21 protein-coding genes are annotated in these 18,954 nt (G+C 73.5%); 12 read left to right on the forward strand and 9 right to left on the reverse strand.

Translation table 11 applies throughout. From position 1 onward, the window contains the following. Positions 1-41: 41 nt before the first annotated feature. The 3 genes from HJG45_RS22460 to HJG45_RS22470 all read left to right on the forward strand — a co-directional run bounded on the left by HJG45_RS22460 (position 42) and on the right by HJG45_RS22470 (position 2,461). Positions 42-899 (forward strand): MaoC family dehydratase N-terminal domain-containing protein, encoded by an 858-nt coding sequence (locus HJG45_RS22460; protein WP_171615267.1) that lies wholly within the window; start codon positions 42-44, stop codon positions 897-899. Beyond that, positions 896-2,110, forward strand: coding sequence for a CaiB/BaiF CoA-transferase family protein (locus tag HJG45_RS22465; protein ID WP_171615269.1), 1,215 nt, complete (start codon positions 896-898; stop codon positions 2,108-2,110). The genes HJG45_RS22460 and HJG45_RS22465 overlap by 4 nt, the downstream gene beginning before the upstream one ends. Before the next feature lie 72 nt (positions 2,111-2,182). Further along, positions 2,183-2,461, forward strand: coding sequence for a hypothetical protein (locus HJG45_RS22470; RefSeq protein WP_171615270.1), 279 nt, complete (start codon positions 2,183-2,185; stop codon positions 2,459-2,461). Here the strand turns inward: HJG45_RS22470 and HJG45_RS22475 are convergent. Beyond that, the gene (locus HJG45_RS22475) at positions 2,448-3,419 is read right to left on the reverse strand and encodes a tripartite tricarboxylate transporter substrate binding protein (RefSeq protein WP_171615272.1); all 972 of its coding nucleotides are present in this window, start codon (positions 3,417-3,419) and stop codon (positions 2,448-2,450) included. The genes HJG45_RS22470 and HJG45_RS22475 overlap by 14 nt on opposite strands. A 69-nt stretch (positions 3,420-3,488) precedes the next feature. On the opposite strand from HJG45_RS22475, the gene tsaA reads away from it, so the two are divergent. Further along, on the forward strand, positions 3,489-3,953 hold the full coding sequence (gene tsaA / locus HJG45_RS22480) for a tRNA (N6-threonylcarbamoyladenosine(37)-N6)-methyltransferase TrmO (RefSeq protein ID WP_171615274.1): 465 nt from the start codon (positions 3,489-3,491) through the stop codon (positions 3,951-3,953). A 31-nt stretch (positions 3,954-3,984) separates the two neighbouring features. Next, entirely contained in the window at positions 3,985-4,287 is a 303-nt protein-coding gene (locus HJG45_RS22485) for a hypothetical protein (RefSeq protein WP_171615276.1), read from the forward strand. 15 nt (positions 4,288-4,302) lie between these two features. On the opposite strand, the gene HJG45_RS22490 is transcribed toward HJG45_RS22485, so the two are convergent. Next, entirely contained in the window at positions 4,303-5,430 is a 1,128-nt protein-coding gene (locus HJG45_RS22490) for an ATP-grasp domain-containing protein (RefSeq protein ID WP_171615278.1), read from the reverse strand. 10 nt (positions 5,431-5,440) lie between these two features. Between HJG45_RS22490 and HJG45_RS22495 the strand changes: the two genes are divergently transcribed. Genes HJG45_RS22495 through HJG45_RS22510 form a run of 4 tightly spaced genes read left to right on the forward strand, consistent with a single transcriptional unit; the run spans position 5,441 to position 8,724 of the window. After that, entirely contained in the window at positions 5,441-6,304 is an 864-nt protein-coding gene (locus HJG45_RS22495) for a CoA-binding protein (RefSeq protein ID WP_171615280.1), read from the forward strand. Further along, positions 6,301-7,284, forward strand: a complete 984-nt coding sequence (locus tag HJG45_RS22500; protein WP_254452714.1) for a hydroxymethylglutaryl-CoA lyase — start codon at positions 6,301-6,303, stop codon at positions 7,282-7,284. The genes HJG45_RS22495 and HJG45_RS22500 overlap by 4 nt, the downstream gene beginning before the upstream one ends. Before the next feature lie 31 nt (positions 7,285-7,315). Continuing rightward, positions 7,316-7,972, forward strand: a complete 657-nt coding sequence (locus HJG45_RS22505) for an enoyl-CoA hydratase/isomerase family protein (protein ID WP_171615282.1) — start codon at positions 7,316-7,318, stop codon at positions 7,970-7,972. Beyond that, positions 7,969-8,724, forward strand: coding sequence for an enoyl-CoA hydratase/isomerase family protein (locus HJG45_RS22510; protein ID WP_171615284.1), 756 nt, complete (start codon positions 7,969-7,971; stop codon positions 8,722-8,724). Before HJG45_RS22505 ends, HJG45_RS22510 begins: the two co-directional genes overlap by 4 nt. A 33-nt stretch (positions 8,725-8,757) precedes the next feature. Here the strand turns inward: HJG45_RS22510 and HJG45_RS22515 are convergent, their stop codons facing one another. After that, the gene (locus HJG45_RS22515; RefSeq protein WP_171615286.1) at positions 8,758-10,383 is read right to left on the reverse strand and encodes a GMC family oxidoreductase; all 1,626 of its coding nucleotides are present in this window, start codon (positions 10,381-10,383) and stop codon (positions 8,758-8,760) included. Positions 10,384-10,546: 163 nt separating this feature from the next. On the opposite strand from HJG45_RS22515, the gene HJG45_RS22520 reads away from it, so the two are divergent. After that, a complete protein-coding gene (locus HJG45_RS22520; RefSeq protein WP_171615287.1) occupies positions 10,547-11,956 on the forward strand; it encodes an FAD-binding oxidoreductase in 1,410 nt (469 codons plus the stop codon). A 13-nt stretch (positions 11,957-11,969) separates the two neighbouring features. On the opposite strand, the gene HJG45_RS22525 is transcribed toward HJG45_RS22520, so the two are convergent. Both HJG45_RS22525 and HJG45_RS22530 read right to left on the reverse strand, forming a co-directional pair. Continuing rightward, a complete protein-coding gene (locus HJG45_RS22525; RefSeq protein WP_171615289.1) occupies positions 11,970-12,848 on the reverse strand; it encodes a CoA ester lyase in 879 nt (292 codons plus the stop codon). After that, entirely contained in the window at positions 12,845-14,260 is a 1,416-nt protein-coding gene (locus tag HJG45_RS22530) for a dipeptidase (protein WP_171615291.1), read from the reverse strand. Before HJG45_RS22530 ends, HJG45_RS22525 begins: the two co-directional genes overlap by 4 nt. Before the next feature lie 98 nt (positions 14,261-14,358). Between HJG45_RS22530 and HJG45_RS22535 the strand changes: the two genes are divergently transcribed. Next, entirely contained in the window at positions 14,359-15,354 is a 996-nt protein-coding gene (locus HJG45_RS22535; RefSeq protein ID WP_171615293.1) for an NAD(P)-dependent oxidoreductase, read from the forward strand. Between the two features lie 18 nt (positions 15,355-15,372). Here the strand turns inward: HJG45_RS22535 and HJG45_RS22540 are convergent, their stop codons facing one another. From HJG45_RS22540 to HJG45_RS22550, 3 genes are read right to left on the reverse strand one after another with little or no spacing between them, the layout of a single operon-like run. Further along, positions 15,373-15,795 (reverse strand): YciI family protein, encoded by a 423-nt coding sequence (locus HJG45_RS22540; RefSeq protein ID WP_171615295.1) that lies wholly within the window; start codon positions 15,793-15,795, stop codon positions 15,373-15,375. Between the two features lie 40 nt (positions 15,796-15,835). Further along, positions 15,836-16,309 carry a VOC family protein gene (locus tag HJG45_RS22545; RefSeq protein ID WP_171615297.1) on the reverse strand — a complete coding sequence of 158 codons (474 nt, stop codon included), beginning with the start codon at positions 16,307-16,309 and terminating at the stop codon, positions 15,836-15,838. A 4-nt stretch (positions 16,310-16,313) separates the two neighbouring features. After that, a complete protein-coding gene (locus tag HJG45_RS22550; RefSeq protein WP_171615299.1) occupies positions 16,314-16,736 on the reverse strand; it encodes a VOC family protein in 423 nt (140 codons plus the stop codon). Positions 16,737-16,813: 77 nt separating this feature from the next. Here HJG45_RS22550 and HJG45_RS22555 point away from each other — a divergent pair, with 77 nt between their 5' ends. Continuing rightward, positions 16,814-17,542, forward strand: coding sequence for a winged helix-turn-helix transcriptional regulator (locus HJG45_RS22555; RefSeq protein WP_217363007.1), 729 nt, complete (start codon positions 16,814-16,816; stop codon positions 17,540-17,542). Here the strand turns inward: HJG45_RS22555 and HJG45_RS22560 are convergent. Next, entirely contained in the window at positions 17,517-18,800 is a 1,284-nt protein-coding gene (locus HJG45_RS22560; protein WP_171615303.1) for an LLM class flavin-dependent oxidoreductase, read from the reverse strand. The two genes, HJG45_RS22555 and HJG45_RS22560, sit on opposite strands and share 26 nt — an antisense overlap. Positions 18,801-18,954 lie beyond the last annotated feature (154 nt).

Consider the following 18,954-nt stretch of genomic DNA (forward strand, 5'->3'; position numbering starts at 1 on the left):
TTGGACCCGCCCGGAAGACTGTCCGGCGAGGGAGGACGGGCATGGACGAGGCCGCGCTACGCGACTGGATCGGCCGCGAGGCGGTCGCGGAGGACGAGGCCAGCCCGGTGCTGCTGCGCCGTCTCGCCGCCCTGCTGGACCAGGATCCAGGCCTGATCCGCCGCGGCGCGCCGATGCCCGAGGGCTGGCATGTGGTGCTGTTCGGGCCGCTGGCGCGGCAATCGGCGCTCGGCCCGGACGGGCATCCGGCGAAGGGCGATTTCCTGCCGCCGGTGCCGCTGCCGCGGCGCATGTTCGCCGGGCGGCGCACATGGTTCGTCGCGCCGGTCGAGATCGGCTCCGAGGTCCGGCGCGTCTCCCGCATTGCCGCCATCACCCCGAAGCAGGGGCGCAGCGGCGCCATGGTCTTCGTCACCATCCGCCACGGCATCGAGAGCGGCGGGCGCGAATGCGTGGTGGAGGAGCAGGACCTGGTCTTCCGCGACGCCGCCCCCGCCGGACCCTCGGGCGCCGCGGCGCCCGAGGCGGCGCCGCCGGCGGTGCCCGAGGAGGCGACGCGCGAGGTCTTCACGCCGGACCCGGTGCTGCTCTTCCGCTATTCCGCCGTCACCAACAACGGCCACCGCATCCATTACGACTCGGACTATGCGACGGGCGCCGAGGGCTATCCGGCACTGGTGGTCAATGGCGGCATCACCACGACCCGGCTGACCGAACTGGCGAAGCGGCACCTGCCCGGCCGGCTCCGCAGCGTCACCACCCGCGCCGGCCGGCCGCTCTTCGTCGGTCGCCCGGTGACGCTCGCCTGCCATGCCGAGACGCTGGGCCGGGCCCGGCTCTGGGCGCTCGACGCCGCCGGGCGGCTCGCCTTCGAATGCCTCGCCGAGGCCGCGGCATGAGCGGGAAAGCGGCGGGGCAGGGCCCGCTCAGCGGGGTGAAGGTGCTCGACCTCACCGCGGTGGTGGTCGGCCCGTCCTGCACCCTGACGCTGGCTGAGCAGGGGGCGCAGGTGATCAAGCTGGAGGCGCCGGAGGGCGATCTGCTGCGCAAGCTCGGCGGCCCGGCGCCCTCGCCGGACATGTCGCCGAAATTCATCCATTTCAACCGCGGCAAGCGCAGCATCGCGGTCGACCTGAAGACCGCGGCGGGACGCCGGGTGCTGGCGCGGCTGGCGGCGCAGGCCGACGTGCTGGTGACCAACATGCGCGGCGGCGCGCTGGAGCGCCTCGGCATCACCTGGGAGGCGCTGCACCCGCAGAATCCGCGCCTCGTCTTCTGCGTCATCGCCGGCTTCGGCCGCCGCGGCCGGCACCATGACAGCCCGGCCTATGACACCATCATCCAGGGCATGTCAGGCTTCGCCGCGGCGCTCGGCCGCGTGCTGGGAGAGCCGCGCTTCGCGCCCTTCGTGCTCTGCGACCACATCACCGGCATCATCGCCAGCCAGGCCATCACCGCCGCGCTCTATGCCCGCGAGCGCAGCGGCGAGGGGCAGGCGATCGAGGTGCCGATGTATGAGAGCATGGCGCATTTCGTGCTCACCGAGCACATGTTCCGCCGCACCTTCGACCCCGAGGGCCCGACCGGCGATCCGCGCGTCATGAACCCGGATGCGAAGCCGATCCCGACAGCGGATGGCTACATCGCCGTCTCCGCCAATACCGATGCCCAGGCCTTCGCCTTCTTCGCCGCGATCGGCCGGCCGGAGCTGAAGGACGATCCGCGCTTCAACAGCGTCGCCGCGCGCTTCCGCAACGTCGACGCCTACTTCACCCTGCGCGCCGAGGCGCTGCGCCGCCGCACCACCGCCGAATGGGCCGCGGAGTTCCGCCGGCGCGAGATCCCCGCCATGCCCTATGCGACGATCGAGGGGCTGCTGGAGGACCCGCATCTCTGGGAGACCGGGCTGCTGCGGCGGGAGGTCCACCGGACCGAAGGGCCGATGACCGGGCTCGGCCGCCCCGTCACCTTCTCCGCCGCCGGGCCGGACGCGTTGCCGCTGGCGCCGCGCCTCTCGGCCGATGCGCGGGCGGTGCTGGCCGAGGCCGGCTATGCGGAGGCGGAGATCGAGGCGTTGCTGGACGGCGCGGTGGTGCCGCCGCCGGCGTGACGCCCGAGGCCCTGCTAGCGGCGCTGCGCCGGGTCGCCGGCATCGAGCCGGCACTGGCGACCGGACAATCCGGTGCTCGGCCAGTGCGATGTCACGGCACTGGTGGTGCGGGACTGGTCGGGTGGCGAGATCCTGAAGACGCCGCTGCCGGCCGGCTGGCATTTCCAAAATCGGATCGAGCGCCGGTGCCTCGGCCTGACCGCCGCCCAGTTCACGGCGCCCATCCAGTACGCCGATCTGCCGAGCAGTCGCGGCGAGGCCTTCGCCGGCACCTTGCCAGGACAGTACCCGGCCCTGGCCGCGCGGCTGCTCCGGGCGCTCGCGGCCGCGGAGGCGCCTATTCCGGCGTGATCCCGGCGGCGGCCGCCACCTGCCGCCATTGCGGGATCTCCTGGTGCAGCCGCGCCGTCAGCGCCTCCGGCCCGGTGAGCAGCAGCGTCGCGCCGAGCCCGGCCATGCGGCGCGAGAGCGGGCTGTCGGGGGCGCGCAGCGGCGCCATCTCCTGCATCAGCCGGGTCACCGCCGCGGGCGGCACGGCGCGGCCGCCGAGCAGGGCGAACCAGAAGGGCACGGCATAGCCGGGAACCGCCTCGGCGATGGCCGGCACCGCCGGCAGGGCCGGGCTGCGCGCGGCGGTGGTGACGGCGAGCGGCCGCACCCGCCCTTCCTGCAGCGCACCGGCCGGGATCGAGGGATCGCCGAGCCAGAGTTCGATATCGCCGGCGAGCAGCGCCGCGAGGGATTGCGAGACACCGCGATAGGGCACGTGCAGCAGCTCGATGCCGGCGAGGTGCTGCAGCAGCGCCATGGCGAGATGCGTCGAGGAGCCGATGCCGGCCGAGCCGAGGCTGATCCGGCCCGGCCGCGCCCGCGCCGCGGCCAGCAGCCCGGCGAGGTCGGCGAAGGGCGCATCGGCGCGGCAGGCGAGCAGCAGCGAGCTCTCGGAGATCAGCGTCACCGGCACGAGGTCGGTGAAGGCGTCGAAGCCCGGATCCTTCATGATCGCCGGCAGGGTGGCGAAGGAGGTTGTGGTGACGAGGAAGGTGTGGCCGTCCGGCTCGCGGGCGACGAATTGCGTGCCGACCGCGCTGCCGGCGCCCAGGCGGGATTCGATCACCATCGGCTGGCCGAGGCGCTGGGTGAGATGCTCGGCGATGGTGCGGGCCGGGACCTCATGCGGCCCGCCCGGCGCGAAGGGGCTGACGAAGCGGATGGGGCGGCTGGGCCAGGCGGGTTGCGCGCGGGCCGGGCGGAGCGCCCCGCCCATCGCCAGAACCGCCAGAAGGCTGCGCCGAGCCGGTCCCGTCATCGTCTTTCCTCCACCCGGCGCGAAGCCTACAGCGCCTGTCCACGCCCGCCCATTCAGCAGGAGCCCGGCATGGCCCCCGTGACCCTCGCCCCGATCGGCCATCTGGAAACCCCTTGGCGGAGCCCGACCGACTGCCCGCGCAACGGCCGCCAGCCCGGCCCGCCGCCGGAATGCCGCGCCGTCATCGCCCCGGACTACCGGGAAGGACTGCTCGGCCTGGAGGGGTTCAGCCATCTGATCCTGCTCTACTGGCTCGATCGCGCCCCGGCGCCCGCGCTGGTCATCCGGCCGCCCTTCGATGGCGAGCGGCGCGGCGTCTTCGCCACCCGCGCGCCCTGCCGGCCCAATCCCCTCGCGCTCTCGGTGGTGCGCTTCGCCGGCTTCGCCGGGCCCGGCATCCTGCGGGTCCACAACCTCGATTGCGCCAGCGGCACGCCGCTGCTCGACATCAAGCCCTACCTGCCGACCACCGATGCCGAGCCGGAGGCCAGTCTCGGCTGGCTCGCGCCGCATGCGACGCGTCGCAGTCAGTGAACCCAAGCCCGCTTCACGCGATTAAGAGCCCATGCCCCTCCACCGCACCCTCGCCCTCAACGGCGCCGTTGGTTTTGGCATCGCGGCGCTCTTTGTCATCGCCCTGATCGAAACCGATCCGGGCGGCATCGGCCGGTTGCTGGTGGGACCCGCCGGAGGGGCCCTGCCCATCGCCATGCTTTGGTTCTTCTCAGGCATCGTCTTCGGCAGCGCGCAATTCGCGGCGGCCGTGGCCTTCGCATCCCGGCCCGAGGATGCCGGTCGCGGCGGCTTCCCGCTACGGCCGCAGCCGATCCTGGTGCCGGTGCGCGTGCGCGGCCACCGCCGCTTCTGATACGCTGCGCCGGGTTCAGCCCCGGACCGCTGCCGCCACTGCCCGCACCAGGTCGTGCGGGTTGTCGTGCAGCGCGGTGACGCCGACCGCGGCGAGGTCGGCTCGCGCCTGGTCCAGCGGATAGCCCCTGAGCGCCGCATGGCCGGCGGCGATGCCGGCGAGGAAGGGTTTGGTCGGCGGATGCGCGCGCAGCGCCGCGGCCAGCGCCTCGACCCGGCCGCGCAGGCCGCGCGAGGCCAGGGTGGTGAAGAACATCACCGCCTTCACCTCCTCCCGCCGGGCGATCTCGAAGGCGAGGGCGAGGCGCTCGGGCATGGTCTCGGCCGGGCCGCCATTGGCGTTGTCCATGAAGCAGGCGGCGGGGCAGCCGGCATCGGCCAACAGGTCGAGCATCAGCATGCCGAGCCCGGCGCCGGCGGTGATCATCGCCACCGTCCCGCCCGGCAACTCGACGAGCTGGAACCCTTCCGCCCGGGCGCGGCGCTCCAGGGGCGTCAGCGCCGCCTCCTCAAGCGCCGCCGAGAGATCCGGCGCGGCCTGTCGAAAACCCGCCGCATCGTCGCGCACCAGCTTGGCGTCGCAGGCGACGAGGCGGCCATCCGGCAGCAGGCCGAGCGGGTTCACCTCCAGCAATTCGAGATCCTCGTCCCGCAGGATGCGGGCGAGGCGCAGCGCCAGCCGGGCCAGCCGCGCCGCGAGATCGGGCGCGAAGCCGCCGCGCAGCGTGGCGAAGAGCGTCTCCAGCGCGCCCGGCGCCTCCGGCTCGATGCCGCAGCGCAGCAGATGCGGCGACTGCTCCACCGCCATGCCGCCCTCCGGCGCGCAGAGCAGCTCGATGCACTGCGCCGTGCCGTCGATGCGGAGCGTCAGGTAGATCTCGCGGGCGAGGGGCAGCGCCTCCTCCAGCAGCAGGGGCGCCGCCGCGTCGCCGAGCGCGGCGCGGATCGCGGCCGCGACGGCCGGTGCCTCACCGGCGCTGCTGCGGCGCACAAGCCCGCGCTGGCCGCGCCCGCCCTCGAGGATCTGCGCCTTCAGGATGCCATGCTCCGCCGGCCCAGGCTCTTCCCGCAGCAAGCGCCCCTGCGGCACCGCGATGCCGTGCCGGCGCAGCACGCCCTTGCCATCATGCTCGGTCAGCCGCACCGTTGCCTCCGTGACGATCCTGCCCTTCCTCGCCAGCTTCCCCCGCCGCGTCGTGGTGTTCAACCCGACCGGCCGCTATGCCGCCGCCCAGGTCGCGGCGATGCGCGAGACGGGCACGGCGCTGCTCGGCGGCATCGCGCTCGGCCGCGGCGGCGGCAGCATGGACGGCCTGCCGCTCTTCGACGATCTGCGCGACCTGCCGGAGCCGGCCGATGCGGCGGTGATCTACACGCCGCCCGAGGGCGTGCTGGATGCGGTGCGCGCCGCCGCCGGCATCCCGAGCCTCGTCGTCGCCGCGGAATACGTGCCGGTGCACGACGCCCTGCGCGCGGCGCAGGCGGCGCGCGCCGCCGGCTCCTGGATGGTGGGGCCGAACACGCTCGGCCTCTGCGTGCCGGGCGCCGGCGTGCTCGGCTCCATCGCGCCCTCCTTCTGCCGGCCCGGCCGCGTCGCGGTGCTCTGCCGCAGCGGCACGCTGACGCTCACCATGGCGCGGCTGCTGAGCGCCGCGGGCATCGGTCAGCGCCTGGTCGCGCATATCGGCGGCGATGCGGTCTGCGGCCGCAACCCGCATGAATGGCTGCAGGCGCTGGCCGCCGATCCGGAGGTCTCGGCCGTGCTCTATTGCGGGGAGATCGGCGGCGACAAGGAATACGCCCTGGCCGAGGCGATCCCGCGCTGTCCGAAGCCGGTGGTCGCCATGCTGGTCGGGCGGCACGCGCCACCGGGCCGGCGCATGGGCCATGCCGGCGCCCTGGCCGGTGCGGCGCGCGAGGGCGCCGAGGCGAAGCTGGCGGCGCTGGACGCGGCCGGTGCGCGCGTGGCGCGCGACCCGGCACGGGCCATCGCCATCCTGGGGGAGCTGTGCCGATGAGCGACACGCCGAGCGATGCGGAGATGGCGGAGATCGCCGCCGGCGCCGCGCCGGAGGCGCCGGATGTGGTGCTCTGCGAATGCTTCGCCCGCGATGGGCTGCAGCACGAGGCGGCGGTGCTGCCCGCCGAGGCGAAGATCGCGATGATCGAGCGCATCGCCGGCTGCGGCTTCCGCCGGATCGAGATCACCAGCTTCGCGCATCCCGGTCAGGTGCCGCAATTCGCCGATGCCGAGACGGTGCTGCGCGGCGTCAGGCGGCGGCCCGGCCTGCTGTTCAAGGCGACCTGCCCGAATCCGCAGGCGGTGCGCCGCGCCCTCGCGGCGCGCGAGGCAGGCTGGGGACCGGAGGAGATCTCGCTGCTGGTCTCCGCGAGCGAGGGGCACGCGCAGCGCAACCTGCGCCGCTCGCGCGCCGAGCAATGGGACAATGTCGCCGAGATGGCGGCGCTCGCCCGCGACGCCTTCCTCATGGTCGGCACCATCAGCACCGCCTTCGACTGCCCCTTCGACGGGCCGACGCCGCAGGAGCGCGTGCTGGAGGATGCCAGGCGCTTTGCCGAGCTCGGCGTGACCCGGATCGCCATCGGCGACACCATCGGCAGCGCCACGCCGCCGCGGGTGCGCGACCTGATCGGCTGGCTGCACGGCGCCCTGCCGACCGCCACCTTCATCGCGCATTTCCACGACAGCCGCGGCACCGGCCTCGCCAATACCCTCGCCGCCATCGAGGCCGGGCTGACCCATGCCGATTGCGCCCTCGGCGGCACCGGCGGGCATCCGGCCGGCATCGCCTATGGCGAGGGCCATACCGGCAATACCTGCACCGAGGACCTGGCGACGGCGCTGGCTGCCATGGGCTACCGCACCGGCCTCGATCCCGGGCGACTGCGGGCGGCGGGGCTGGAGGCGGAACGCCTGCTCGGCCGGCGGCTCGACAGCCGGGCGCTGCGCTCGGCGCCGGTGGCGGCCGCGCCTTGACGGGCCAGGGCCGGCCGGCAGCCTCGGGCCGATGATCCTGCTGAGCGAGAGGCGCGACGCCGTCTGCCTGTTGCGGCTGAACCGGCCGGAGAAGCGCAACGCCCTCAGCATGGCGCTCTGCGCCGCGCTGGTCGCGGCGCTGCGGGAGGCCGAGGCCGATCCAGCGGTCGCCGCCCTGGTCATCGCCGCAGAGGGACCTGGCTTCTGCGCCGGCGGCGACCTGGAGGAGCGGCGGGCGCTGGCGGCGGATGACGCCGCCTGGCAGGAGCGCGCGGCGCTCGCCGATGTGCTGCTCGCCGCGCCGCGCGCCACCGCCAAGCCGGTGGTCGCCGCCGTGCACGGGCGGGTGGTCGGGATGGGCGCCTCGCTGATGCTCGGCTGCGACATGGTGGTGGCGGCCGAGGATCTGCGCATCACCTGGCCGGAGGCGCGGCACGGCATCTGGCCGACCCTGGTCGGGCCGCAATTGCTGCGCCATCTCGGCCCCAAGCTCGGCTTCGAGATGTTGGCGACGGGGCGCGAGGTGCTGGCGCCGGAAGCCCTGGCGCTGCGCCTGGTCAACCGCGTCGTGCCCGGCGCGGCGCTGCTCGAGACCGCCTGCGGGCTCGCCCTGGCGGCGGCGCAGTACCCGCCGGCGATGCTGCGCGGGCTGAAGGCCTGGATCGACGCGCCGGGGCTGCGGCCATGAACGAGACGGTGCTTTACGAGGCGGGCGAGGGCGGGCTGGTCACGCTGCGGCTGAACCGCCCGGCGGCGCGCAACGCCTTCGACCTGGCGATGGCCGAGGCGATCGTCGCGCAGGCCCGGCGCGCCGCGGCGGATGGGGCGCGTCTGGTGCTGGTCCGGGCCGCCGGCCCGGTCTTCTGCGCCGGCGCCGACCTCAAGGAGCGGCGCGGGATGGGCGAGGATGCGGTGCGCGCCCGCCGCCTGAAGGGCTTCGCCGCTTATGCCGCGATCGAGGCGCTGCCCATGCCGGTGGCCGCGGTGGTGGAGGGGCCGGCGATCGGCTCGGGCTGCGAGATCGCCGCCGCCTGCGACTTCGTCGTGGCGACGCCGGCGGCGAGCTTCCGCACGCCGGAGGCGCTGCGCGGCACGGTCGGCGCGACGCAGCGCCTGCCGCGGGTGCTCGGCCGGCGGCTGGCCAAGGATATGATGCTCACCGGCCGCAGCCTCTCGGCCGCGGAAGCGCTGGCGCATGGGCTGGTGACGCGGCTGGTCGCGCCCGAGGCGCTGGAGGCGGAGCTGGCCGGCCTCGCCGCTGCCATCCTCGCCGCGCCGCCGCTTGCCCTCCGCCTCGCCAAGCGCTGCATTGACGAGGGGGCGGAGCGCGACCCGCGCGGCGCCCTGGCGACGGAGCTTCTGGCGATCGAGGAGAGCCTCGGCGCCGATGAGTGGCGCGCCGGGATGCGACCTGGGGCGCCGGGCAGCGGGAGCCGGTAGGCGTGGCGCCGCCGCGGCCCCTCGGTGCCCGGCTTATGCCGCCAGCTTCCGCCGCGCTGCGGCCTTCACCAGGTCGGCGCATTTCTCGCCGATCATGATGGAGGGCGCGTTGGTGTTGCCGGAGACGACGGTCGGCATGATCGCGGCATCCGCCACCCGCAGCCCCTCAATGCCGCGCACCCGCAGCTCCGGATCCACCACGCTCGCCGGGTCGCCGCCCATGCGGCAGGTGCCGCTCGGGTGGTAGATCGTGGTGCCGGTGCGGCGGATGAAGTCGAGCACATCCTCGTCGCTGGCCGCCGCGGCGCCGGGCACCACCTCCTCCTCGACGAAGGGCGCGAAGGCCCGCGTCGCGGCCAGTCGGCGGGCGAGCTTGATGCCCTCCACCATGCAGCGGCGATCGGTCTCGGCGCTGAGGTAGTTGGCGTGGATCAGCGCCTTCTGCATCGGGTCCGGGCCGGCCAGGGTGATGGTGCCGCGGCTCTCCGGCCGAAGCTGGCAGGCGCTGATGGTCATGCCCGGGAAGTCGTGCAGCTCCAGCATCGTCTTCGCCGTGCTGAAGGGCAGGAAATGGTATTGCACGTCGGGCGAGGCGCTGCCCGGCAGCACGCGGGCGAAGAGCCCGGCGGTGCCGGCGCTCACCGTCAGCGGGCCGCTGCGGCGAAGCGCGAATTCGGCCCCCATCAGCGCCTTGCCCCAGAGGCTGGCGACGCGGGTGTTGAGGCTGCCCGGCCCCTTCACCCGGATCGCCAGCCGCGCCTGGAAATGGTCCTGCAGGTTGCGCCCGACCGCGGGCAGGTCGTGCACCACCGGCACGCCGACGGCGTGCAGGTGCTCGGCCGGGCCGATGCCCGAGAGCAGCAGCAGATGCGGCGAGGCGATGGCGCCGGCCGAGAGGATCACCTCGCGCTCCGCCCGGATGGTGAAGGGCGTGCCGCCCCGGGTGAGGCGCACCCCGGCGGCGCGCCGCCCCTCCATCAGCAGCCCGGCGGCATGCGCCTCGGTGACCACGGTGAGGTTGGGCCGCTGCCGCGCCGGCTTCAGATAGGCGGTCGCGCTGCTGCAGCGCCAGCCGCCGCGCGCCGTCACCTGGTAGAAGCCGGCGCCCTCCTGCTGCTCACCGTTGAAATCCGGGTTGCGCGGAAAGCCGAGCTCGGCGGCGGCCTCGATGAAGGCGAGGGCGAGCGGGTTGCGGTCGCGCAGGTCGGAGACGGCGAGCGGCCCGCCGGTGCCGTGCAGCGCCGAGGCGCCGCGCTCCTGGTCCTCGGAGCGCCGGAAATAGGGCAGCACGTCCTCGAAGGACCAGCCGGTGCAGCCGAGCTGGCGCCAGTGGTCGTAATCCTCCTTCTGGCCGCGGACATAGAGCAGCCCGTTGATGGCCGAGGAGCCGCCGAGGGTGCGACCGCGCGGCCAGGCGATGCGCCGCCCCTCCAGTTCCGGCTCCGGCTCGGTGACCAGATTCCAGGACAGGGTCGGATGGTACATGGTCTTGGCGTAGCCGATCGGCACGTGCAGCCAGGGGCTGCGGTCGCGCGCCCCGGCCTCGATCAGCACCACCCGGACCGAGGGATCCTCCGAGAGCCGCGCCGCCACCGCGCAGCCGGCCGAGCCGGCGCCCACCACCACGTAATCCGCGCTCTGCGGCACTGCCTCGCTCATCCGTTCCCACCCGTTGCATCGCAGCGATCCTGCGCGGCGCAGTGAAGCCCAGGGGGGCGCCGGGGGCCAGAGGGGGAGGCCAAGGGGGGGGACCGGAGGGGCAGGCGGGGGTTGAAACGCCCCCGGCCCCGGCCGAGGATGGGGGAGGAGGACAACGCCCGGAATGACCCCGCTCGACACGCTCGCCGATATCGTCGGCTCGAAGAACCTCCTCCGCGACCCGGCCGATATCGCCCCCTATGCGGTGGACTGGCGCGGCACCTGGCGGGGCGAGCCGGATGCGGTGCTGCGCCCGGGCAGCACGGCGGAGGTGGCCGAGGCGGTGCGGCGCTGCGCCGCGCTCGGCCTCGCCATCGTGCCAGCGGGGGGGCGCACCGGCCTCTCCGGCGCCGCGGTGCCGGCGGCGAACGGCCCGGCCTCGGTGGTGCTCTCCCTCGAACGCCTCAACCGCATCCGCGACCTCGACGCCCGCGACTTCTCCCTCGTCGCCGAGGCCGGCTGCGTGGTGCAGACGGTGCAGCAGGCGGCGGCCGAGGCGGGGCGGCTCTTCCCCATCCAGTGGGGCGCCCAGGGCACGGCGCAGATCGGCGGCATGCTCTCGACCAATGCCGGCGGCATCCGCACCCTGCGCTGGGGCAATGCGCGGGAGCTGGTGCTGGGGCTCGAGGTGGTGCTGCCGGACGGGCGGGTGCTGGACGACCTGCGGCGGGTCCGCAAGGACAACAGCGGCTATGCGCTGCGGCATCTCTTCATCGGCGGCGAGGGCACGCTCGGTATCATCACCGCTGCGGCGCTGCGTCTGGTGCCGGCGCTGCGGCGCATCGAGAGCGCCTTCGTCGCGGTGCCGAGCCCGGATGCCGCCCTCTCGCTCTATGGCCGCATCATGGAATGCGGCGCCGAGGTGGTCGGCTTCGAGCTCTGCGCGCGCTTCTGCCTGCAGATGGCGGAGCGGCACGGGGTCGGGCTGCGCATGCCGCTGCCGCTCGACTCGCCCTGGTACGTGATGGTGGAAATCGCCGCGGCGCATCCCTCGGTGCCGCTGCGCGAGATGCTGGAGGAAACGCTGGCTGCGGCGCTCGAGGGCGGCGAGGCGCTGGATGCGGTGATCGCCGAGAGCGAGGCGCAGCGGGCCATGATCTGGAAGATCCGGGAGGACTACCCGGATTGCGCCCGGCGCGAGGGCCCGGCGGTCGGCACCGATACGGCGGTGCCGGTCTCGGCGGTGCCGGCCTTCGTCAACACCGCCGAGCGGGAGCTGAAGGCGCGCTGGCCAGAGGGGCGCATGGCCGCCATCGGCCATGCCGGCGACGGCAACATCCATCTCTCGCTCCTGGCGCCGGCCGGCTGGACCGACCGCGCCGCCTGGGCCGAGCGGGCCGGGGCGATGGAGGCGCTGGTGAACGGCATCGCCGTCTCCCTCGGGGGCAGCTTCTCGGCCGAGCACGGCATCGGCCAAAGCAAGCGGCACGCCATGGCGACGCACAAGAACCCCGTCGCCCTCGATGTGATGCGCAGCATCAAGGGCGCGCTCGACCCGGAGGGCCGGATGAATCCGGGGAAGGTGCTGCCGTGAGTCGCAGCGCGGGTCAGCCGGTGCCGGCCAGCGCCGCCGCCCGCCGCAGCAGCCGCTGCGCCGCGAGATAGGTCGGCACCTCGACGAAGAGCCCGTCCACCTCGGCCCGGTCCTCGCCGCGCGCCCGCGCCGCCTCGAAGGCCGCGACCATGCGGCGGGCCTTCGCCACCTCCTCGGCCGAGGGCGTCAGCAGCCGGTTGACCAGCGCCACCTGGTCGCCGTTCACGATGCTCTTCGCCTTGAAGCCGAGGGAGCGGGCCCGGCGCAGATCGGCCTCGGCCGCGGCGAGATCGCCGAAGGTGAAGGGGCAGTCGATGGCCACCACCCCGGCGGCGGTGCATTCGAGCAGGAAGCGGCTGCGGGCATGGGCGAGCTCCGTGCCCTCCAAGGTCCGCTCGGCATCGAGATCGGCGGCGAGGTCCTCGGCGGCGATGAGGCAGGCGGTGACGCGCGGGCTCGCCCCGGCGATGGCGAGGGTGCGGACCACCCCCGCGGCGGTCTCGATGTTCGGCACGATCTCGGTGCGGCCCGGCGCCTCCTCCAGCGCGGCGATGGCCGCCTCCAGCGCCGCGACCTGGGCTGGCGCGGCGACCTTGCTCATCAGCACGAGGTCCGGCCGCCCCGCCATGGCGGCGGCGAGGTCCTCGCGGCCGCACGCCTCGAGCGGGTTGATGCGCACCGCGGCCAGGGCGCCGGCGGCGCGCCAACTATCGAACAGGTCGCGGCAGAGGGCGCGGGCGGCCGGGCGGCGCTCGGCCGGGCAGAAATCCTCCAGCTCCTGGATCAGCACATCGGCGCCAAGGCCGGGCGCCGCCCACAGCACCCCCGCCTCGGCCCCCGGCAGGAACAACCAGGAGCGGCGCAGCGCCGGCGGGCGGCGCGGCCCGCTCACGTCGCGCGCCCGGCCAGCTCGGCCAGCAGCCGGGCATGGCTGCGGGCGCCCTTGTGCAGGCAGCGGAGCTCGAATTTCTCGTTCGGGCTGTGCACCTGGTCGTCGTTCAGCCCGAAGCCGACCAGCAGGCTGTCGAGGCCGAGCAGCCGTTTCAGGCTCTCGACCACGGGGATGGAACCGCCGCTGCCCATCAGCACCGCCGGCCGGCCGTATTCGGCGGAGAGGGCCCGGCGCGCCGCCTGCACCCAGGGGCTGTCCGCCGGCACCTCGATGCCCGGCGTGGAGCTGAAGACCTGCACCTCGGCCGTGCAATCCGCCGGCAGGCGCTCGGCGACGAAGCGGCGGATGCCCTCGGCCACGGCCTGCGGGTCCTGGCCGGGCACGAGGCGGCAGGAGAGCTTGGCATGCGCCTCGGCGGCGATGACGGTCTTGCTGCCCTCGCCCATATAGCCGCCCCAGATGCCGTTGAGATCGGCGGTCGGCCGCGCCCAGAGCCGCTCGAGCGGCGCGCGGCCCCGCTCGCCCGCGGGGATGGAGAGGCCGATCTCGCCGAGGAAGGCCGCCTCGTCGAAGCCGAGCGCCTCCCATTCGGCGCGCTGCGCCGCGGAGATCTCGGCGATGCCGTCATAGAAGCCGGGGATCCGGATGCGGCCCTCGGCATCCTGCAGCTCGCCGAGGATCCGGGCGAGGAGGTTGATGGGGTTGCGCGCCGAGCCGCCATAGAGGCCGGAATGCAGGTCGCGCCGCGCCGCCCGCAGGTCGATCTGCGCATAGACCATGCCGCGCAGCCGCGTGGTGATGGCCGGCGTGTCGATGTCCCACATGCCGGTATCGCTGATGACGGCCACATCCGCCGCCAGCTCGGCCCGGTTGGCGGCGAGGAAGGCGTCGAGATTCGGGCTGCCGACCTCCTCCTCGCCCTCGACCAGCACCGTGACGCGGCAGGGCGGGCCGCCGGCGACGGCGTGCCAGGCGCGGAGCGAATCCAGCCACATGGCGCACTGGCCCTTGTCGTCCACCGCGCCGCGGGCGACGAGGCGCGGCCCATGCCTGCCCTGCACCACCACCGGCTCGAAGGGCGGCGAGGTCCAGAGCGGCAGCGGATCGGCCGGCTGCACGTCGTAATGGCCGTAGAAGAGCAGGTGCGGCGCGGCATCCCCGCCCCCAGCCCCGCCCCCTGGCCCGGGATGGTGCCCGACCACCACCGGATGCCCCGCGGTCGGCCGCACGCTGGCGGTGAAGCCCATGCCCTGGAGCTGGTCGCGCAGCCAGTCGGCGGCGCGCAGGCAATCGCCGGCATGGGCCGGCTGGGCGCTGATGCTCGGGATGCGCAGCCAGTCGATCAGCCGCACCTCGGCGGCGGGGGCCTGCTGGTCGAGATGGGCGAGGATGGCGGGGATGGGGTGCGACATGGCGGCAATTCACCATGCTGCCGCGCCCTGGCCAAGCCGCGTTGCGCCGGCATCGCCGGCATGGGAGGGATGCCGCAGGGCGGAGCGGGAGGCGCGCGATGAAGGTCTATCTGACCCATACGCCGGAGGCGCTGGCGAATTATTACGGCGAGCGGGCGCTGGCCGCGCTGCGCCGGGTGGCGGAGGTGCGGCTGAACGAGAGCGGCGAACACCCCTCCGGCCGCGCCCTGGCCGAGGCGGCGGCGGGTTGCGAGGCGATCATCAGCTACCGCCAGTCGCCGGGCGAGGCGGCGACCTTCGCGCATGCCCCGGACCTCGTCGCCTTCCTCCGCTGCGCCGTCGATATCCGCAACGTCGATGTCGCGGCGGCGAGCGCGGCGGGCGTGCTGGTGACGCATGCGACGCCCGGCTTCATCCCCGCGGTCGCCGAGCTCGTGCTCGGGCAGATGGTCGATCTGGCGCGTGGCATCGGCGCGGCGAGCGCCGCCTATCATCGCGGCGAGGTGCCGCCGGCGCGGATGGGCCGGCAGCTCGCCGGCAGCACGCTCGGCATCATCGGCTACGGCGCCATCGGCCGCTACCTGGCGCCGCTCGGCCTGGCGCTCGGCATGCGGGTGCTGGTGGCCGACCCGAAGGCGCGGCCGGAGGATGCGCGGATCGAGCACCATCCGCTGGAGCGGCTACTGGCCGAGAGCGACATCGTGGTCTGCCTCGCCGTGGCGACGGCCGAGACGGAGAACCTGCTGGATGCCGCCGCCTTCGCGCGCATGAAGCGCGGCGCGCTTTTCCTCAACCCCTCGCGCGGCAACCTCGTGGACGAGGCGGCGCTGCTCGCGGCGCTCGAGAGCGGGCAGCTCGGCGGCGTCGCCATGGATGTCGGCCGGGCGCCGGACCAGATGCCGACGCCCGCGCTGGCGCGGCACTCGAAGGTGGTGGCGACGCCGCATATCGGCGGGCTGACGCCGCAGGCGATCGAGCACCAGGCCTTCGACACGGTGCGGCAGGTGACGGCGCTGGCCGAGGGTCGGCTGCCCGAGCATGCTGTCAATGCGGCGGCCGCGACGCGGCTTGCCCGGCTCGGCATGAAGGTCTGAGGCGCGAGCCGGCCCGGCTCAGCGCCCCTCGGCCTGGGCGCGGAGGCACGCCTCGCTCGCCGCCAGCTTGGGCGTCAGGAGCTCGCCGAACTCCTCCAGCTCGTAGATCGGGCGGATCTCGATCTCGCTCGGGCCGGGCATCGGGTTGGGGCAGCGTTGCGCCCAGGCGAGCGCCTCCTCCATGTCGCGGACCTTCCAGATCCAGAAGCCGGCGACGAGCTCGCCGGTCGCCGAGAAGGGCCCGTCGATAACCCGTCGCGCCTCGCCCTCGAAGGCGACGCGCTTGCCGCGCGAGGAGGGGTGCAGCCCCTCCCCGGCGAGCAGCAGCCCCGCCGCGGCCAGCTGTTCGTTGAAGTGGCCCATCGCGGCGAGCAGCTCGGGCGAGGGCAGGGCGCCTGCCTCGCTCTCGGCGGTCGCCTTCACCAGCACCATCACGCGCATCGTGGCGTCTCCTTCCCTTGCGTTCGGGGCGGGTCCCGGCTCACGCCGTGCCGTCGAAGGCCCGCTGCAGCGTGGCGAGGTCGAGCTTCACCATGCCCTGGATCGCCTGCATGAGCCGTCCGGCCTGCACCGCATCGGCCGTGTTCAGCAGCGTGCCGACCGGCTCGGGCACGATCTGCCAGGAGATGCCGAAGCGGTCCTTCAGCCAGCCGCAGGCGACCGGCGCGCCGCCCTGCAGCAGCCCCTCCCAGATCCGGTCCAGCGCCGCCTGGTCCGGCAGGGTGAGGAAAAGGGAGAGGGCATGGCTGTGCTGCGCCTCGCCGCGCGGGTTGAACAGCATCACCTCCAGCCCGGCGAGGCGGAGGGTGACGGCGACGAGATCGCCGCCCGCGCCCATGCGCATCTCGCCGCGCCGCTCGGCGGCAAGGCCGGCCGCGCGGAAGGTGTCGAGGTAGAAGGCGGCGGCCTCCTCGGCGCGCTCGGGGAGCCAGAGGCAGGGGGTCAGGCCCGGCATCGGCTCAGCCCTTCGCCATGGCGGCCTTCGCCGCCTCCATGTCCATCCACATGACCTCCCAGATATGGCCGTCGGGATCCTCGAAGCTGCGGCCATACATGCAGCCGTGGTCGATCTTCAGCCCGGGATCGACCGCGCCGCCGGCAGCGCCGGCGCGGGTGACGATGGAATCCACCTCCTCACGGCTGTCGGCCGAGAGGCAGAGCAGCACCTGGCAGCTCGCCCTGGCATCCGCGATCGGCTTGCTGGTGAACTCGCGGAATTTGGCATGGGTCAGCAGCATCGCGTGGATGGTCTCGGAGAAGACCATGCAGGCGGCGGTGTCGTCGGTGAATTGCGGATTGTTGGTGGCGCCCACCGCCTCGTAGAAGGCGCGGGCTCGCGCGAGATCGGCGACGGGCAGGTTCACGAAAATCAGCTTCGTCATCCGGCGTTCCTCCTTGGATCGGCTTTGACAGGCATGCCACGTGGTGGTTAATAAAAGCAACCATGAAGTCAGGAAAAATGACCGACAGCGGTGCGGGGCGTTCGGCGGTCCCTCCGCTGCCCCGGCAGCGGCGCTACGAGGATGCCTGCGCCGCGGCCCATGCGCTCGACCTCGTCGGCGATCGCTGGGCGCTGCTGGTGATGCGCGAGTTGCTCTTCGGGCCGCGGCGCTTCCGCGACCTGCGGGCCAGCCTGCCGGGCATCAGCGCCAATATCCTGACCCAGCGGCTGGAGGAGCTGCAGGCCGCCGGCATCGTGCAGCGCCGGACGCTGCCGCCGCCGGCGAGCAGCCAGGTCTATGCGCTGACCGAATGGGGGCAGGAGAGCGAGCCGATCTTCCAGGCGCTCGGCCGCTGGGCGGCGCGCTCGCCGCGGCACGACCCGAGGCTGCCCCTCAGTGCCGCCTCCTTCCTGATGTCGCTGCGGACCATGCTGGACCCGGCGCGCGCCGCCGGGCTGCGGGCGCGCATCGGCTTCCTGCTGGGCGAGGAGCCCTATCTCGCGCGACTGGCGGGCGGCCGGATCGCGATCGCCGCCGGCAGCGCCGGCCCGGCAGAGCTGGTGCTGTCCGGCGCGCCCGCGGTGCTGGCGGCGGCGATCTATGGCGGCGTGCCGCTCGCGGCGCTGGAGGGCGAGGGGACGCTGCGGATCGAGGGCGACCGGGCGCTGGCCGAGCGCTTCGTCACCCTCTTCCCGCTGCCGCCGAAGGCGCCGCCCGCCGCTATTCCGCCGCCAGCTTCGGCGTGAAGGCGGGCAGCGGCGCCGTCTCCGAGGATGCCAGCGGCTTCGGCCACCAACGATCCTCCCAGTCCGGGAACAGGCCGCGGAGCTGCGGGATGACCTTCTCGGCGAAGAGCCGCGTGTTGTACTGCGTTAGCGCCTTGTTCATGCAGCCGTACTGCAGCAGCAGCATGAGATGGCCGACATTGAGCGTCGTCGCCACTTCGCGCAGTTGCTCCGCCACCTCGTCCGGGCTGCCGATCACGACATAGCCGCGCTCGACGATGCCTTCCATGTCCTTGGCGGTGCCGGCGAAGCGTTCCTGCGTGCCCTTACCCAAGGTGCTGTCGGCGCCGGCTGCCTTGGCCACCTGGCTGGAGAGCCCGGCGCGCTGCGTCGCCTCGGTCATGTAGCCGGGCGGCGTCGCCCAGCGGCCGTCCACATGCAGGCAGCGGCCGTAGAAATACTCGGCCGGCTCGCGGTATAGCTCCATCGCCTGCTCGCGCGTCTCGGCGACGCCGACGAATTGCAGGAAGCCGGCGCGGTAGGGATTCCGGTCCTTCCCCAGCCTGTCCATCTCGGCCCAGAAGCCGTCCATGATGGCGCGGCCCGCCTTGTATCCGTAGTAGCTGAGGTAGCAGTAGACGTAGTCCATCTGGGCGCACCACTGCCAGGTCTCGACACTGCCGCCGCCGGGGATCCAGATCGGCGGGTGCGGCTGCTGCACCGGGCGGGGCCAGATGTTGACGTAGCGCTGCTGGTTGTAGCGGCCGTTGAAGGCGAAGGTGTCCTTCTCCGTCCAGGCGCGCAGCACCAGGTCATGCGCCTCCAGATACCGCTCGCGCAGCATGGACGGGTTCTGGCCATAGGCGAAGCAGGTGTCCATCGGCGTGCCCACCGGGAAGCCGGCGATCAACCGGCCGCCCGAGATCACGTCGAGCATGGCGAACTCCTCGGCCACCCGGGTCGGCGGGTTGTAGAGGGCGAGGCTGTTGCCCATGACGCAGATCGGCACCTGCGTGGTGCGCCGGGCCAGGGCGCTGGCGATGAGGTTCGGGCTCGGCATCAGCCCGTAGCCGTTCGAGTGGTGCTCGTTGACGCAGATGGCGTCGAAGCCGCAATCGGCGGCGTATTCGAGCTCGTCCATGAAGTCGTTGTACATGTGGTGGGCGCGCTTCGGATCGAACAGCGTGCTGTGGATGTCCACCCAGACCGAGGGATGCTTCTGCCGGAAGTCCTCCGGCAGCTCGGTATAGGGCATCAGATGGAACCACATGAGCTTCATGGCCCGGTCTTCCCTCCTGCCAGGATGCGGTTGAACCCGCACCGCCAGGGCGGCAGGGTAGGGGGTGCCGATGCGGATTGTGAAGCGGGTTTTGGTCGGTCGACCATCCCGCCGGGTTGCGGCGCGACCAGGAAGCGGCTGAAATGGGCCATCG

Source organism: Roseicella sp. DB1501, assembly GCF_013112485.1.
In the GTDB taxonomy this organism is placed as follows: domain Bacteria; phylum Pseudomonadota; class Alphaproteobacteria; order Acetobacterales; family Acetobacteraceae; genus Paracraurococcus.

Coding starts and splice junctions, on each gene's coding strand:
- HJG45_RS22475 (WP_171615272.1), bottom strand. CDS start 3,419: ATGACGGGACCGGCTCGGCGCAGCCTTCTGGCGGTTCTGGCGATGGGC.
- HJG45_RS22500 (WP_254452714.1), top strand. CDS start 6,301: ATGAGCGACACGCCGAGCGATGCGGAGATGGCGGAGATCGCCGCCGGC.
- HJG45_RS22555 (WP_217363007.1), top strand. CDS start 16,814: ATGACCGACAGCGGTGCGGGGCGTTCGGCGGTCCCTCCGCTGCCCCGG.
- HJG45_RS22460 (WP_171615267.1), top strand. CDS start 42: ATGGACGAGGCCGCGCTACGCGACTGGATCGGCCGCGAGGCGGTCGCG.
- HJG45_RS22550 (WP_171615299.1), bottom strand. CDS start 16,736: ATGACGAAGCTGATTTTCGTGAACCTGCCCGTCGCCGATCTCGCGCGA.
- HJG45_RS22530 (WP_171615291.1), bottom strand. CDS start 14,260: ATGTCGCACCCCATCCCCGCCATCCTCGCCCATCTCGACCAGCAGGCC.
- HJG45_RS22515 (WP_171615286.1), bottom strand. CDS start 10,383: ATGAGCGAGGCAGTGCCGCAGAGCGCGGATTACGTGGTGGTGGGCGCC.
- HJG45_RS22540 (WP_171615295.1), bottom strand. CDS start 15,795: ATGCGCGTGATGGTGCTGGTGAAGGCGACCGCCGAGAGCGAGGCAGGC.
- HJG45_RS22545 (WP_171615297.1), bottom strand. CDS start 16,309: ATGCCGGGCCTGACCCCCTGCCTCTGGCTCCCCGAGCGCGCCGAGGAG.
- HJG45_RS22535 (WP_171615293.1), top strand. CDS start 14,359: ATGAAGGTCTATCTGACCCATACGCCGGAGGCGCTGGCGAATTATTAC.
- HJG45_RS22465 (WP_171615269.1), top strand. CDS start 896: ATGAGCGGGAAAGCGGCGGGGCAGGGCCCGCTCAGCGGGGTGAAGGTG.
- HJG45_RS22485 (WP_171615276.1), top strand. CDS start 3,985: ATGCCCCTCCACCGCACCCTCGCCCTCAACGGCGCCGTTGGTTTTGGC.
- HJG45_RS22505 (WP_171615282.1), top strand. CDS start 7,316: ATGATCCTGCTGAGCGAGAGGCGCGACGCCGTCTGCCTGTTGCGGCTG.
- HJG45_RS22560 (WP_171615303.1), bottom strand. CDS start 18,800: ATGAAGCTCATGTGGTTCCATCTGATGCCCTATACCGAGCTGCCGGAG.
- HJG45_RS22510 (WP_171615284.1), top strand. CDS start 7,969: ATGAACGAGACGGTGCTTTACGAGGCGGGCGAGGGCGGGCTGGTCACG.
- HJG45_RS22520 (WP_171615287.1), top strand. CDS start 10,547: ATGACCCCGCTCGACACGCTCGCCGATATCGTCGGCTCGAAGAACCTC.
- tsaA (WP_171615274.1), top strand. CDS start 3,489: ATGGCCCCCGTGACCCTCGCCCCGATCGGCCATCTGGAAACCCCTTGG.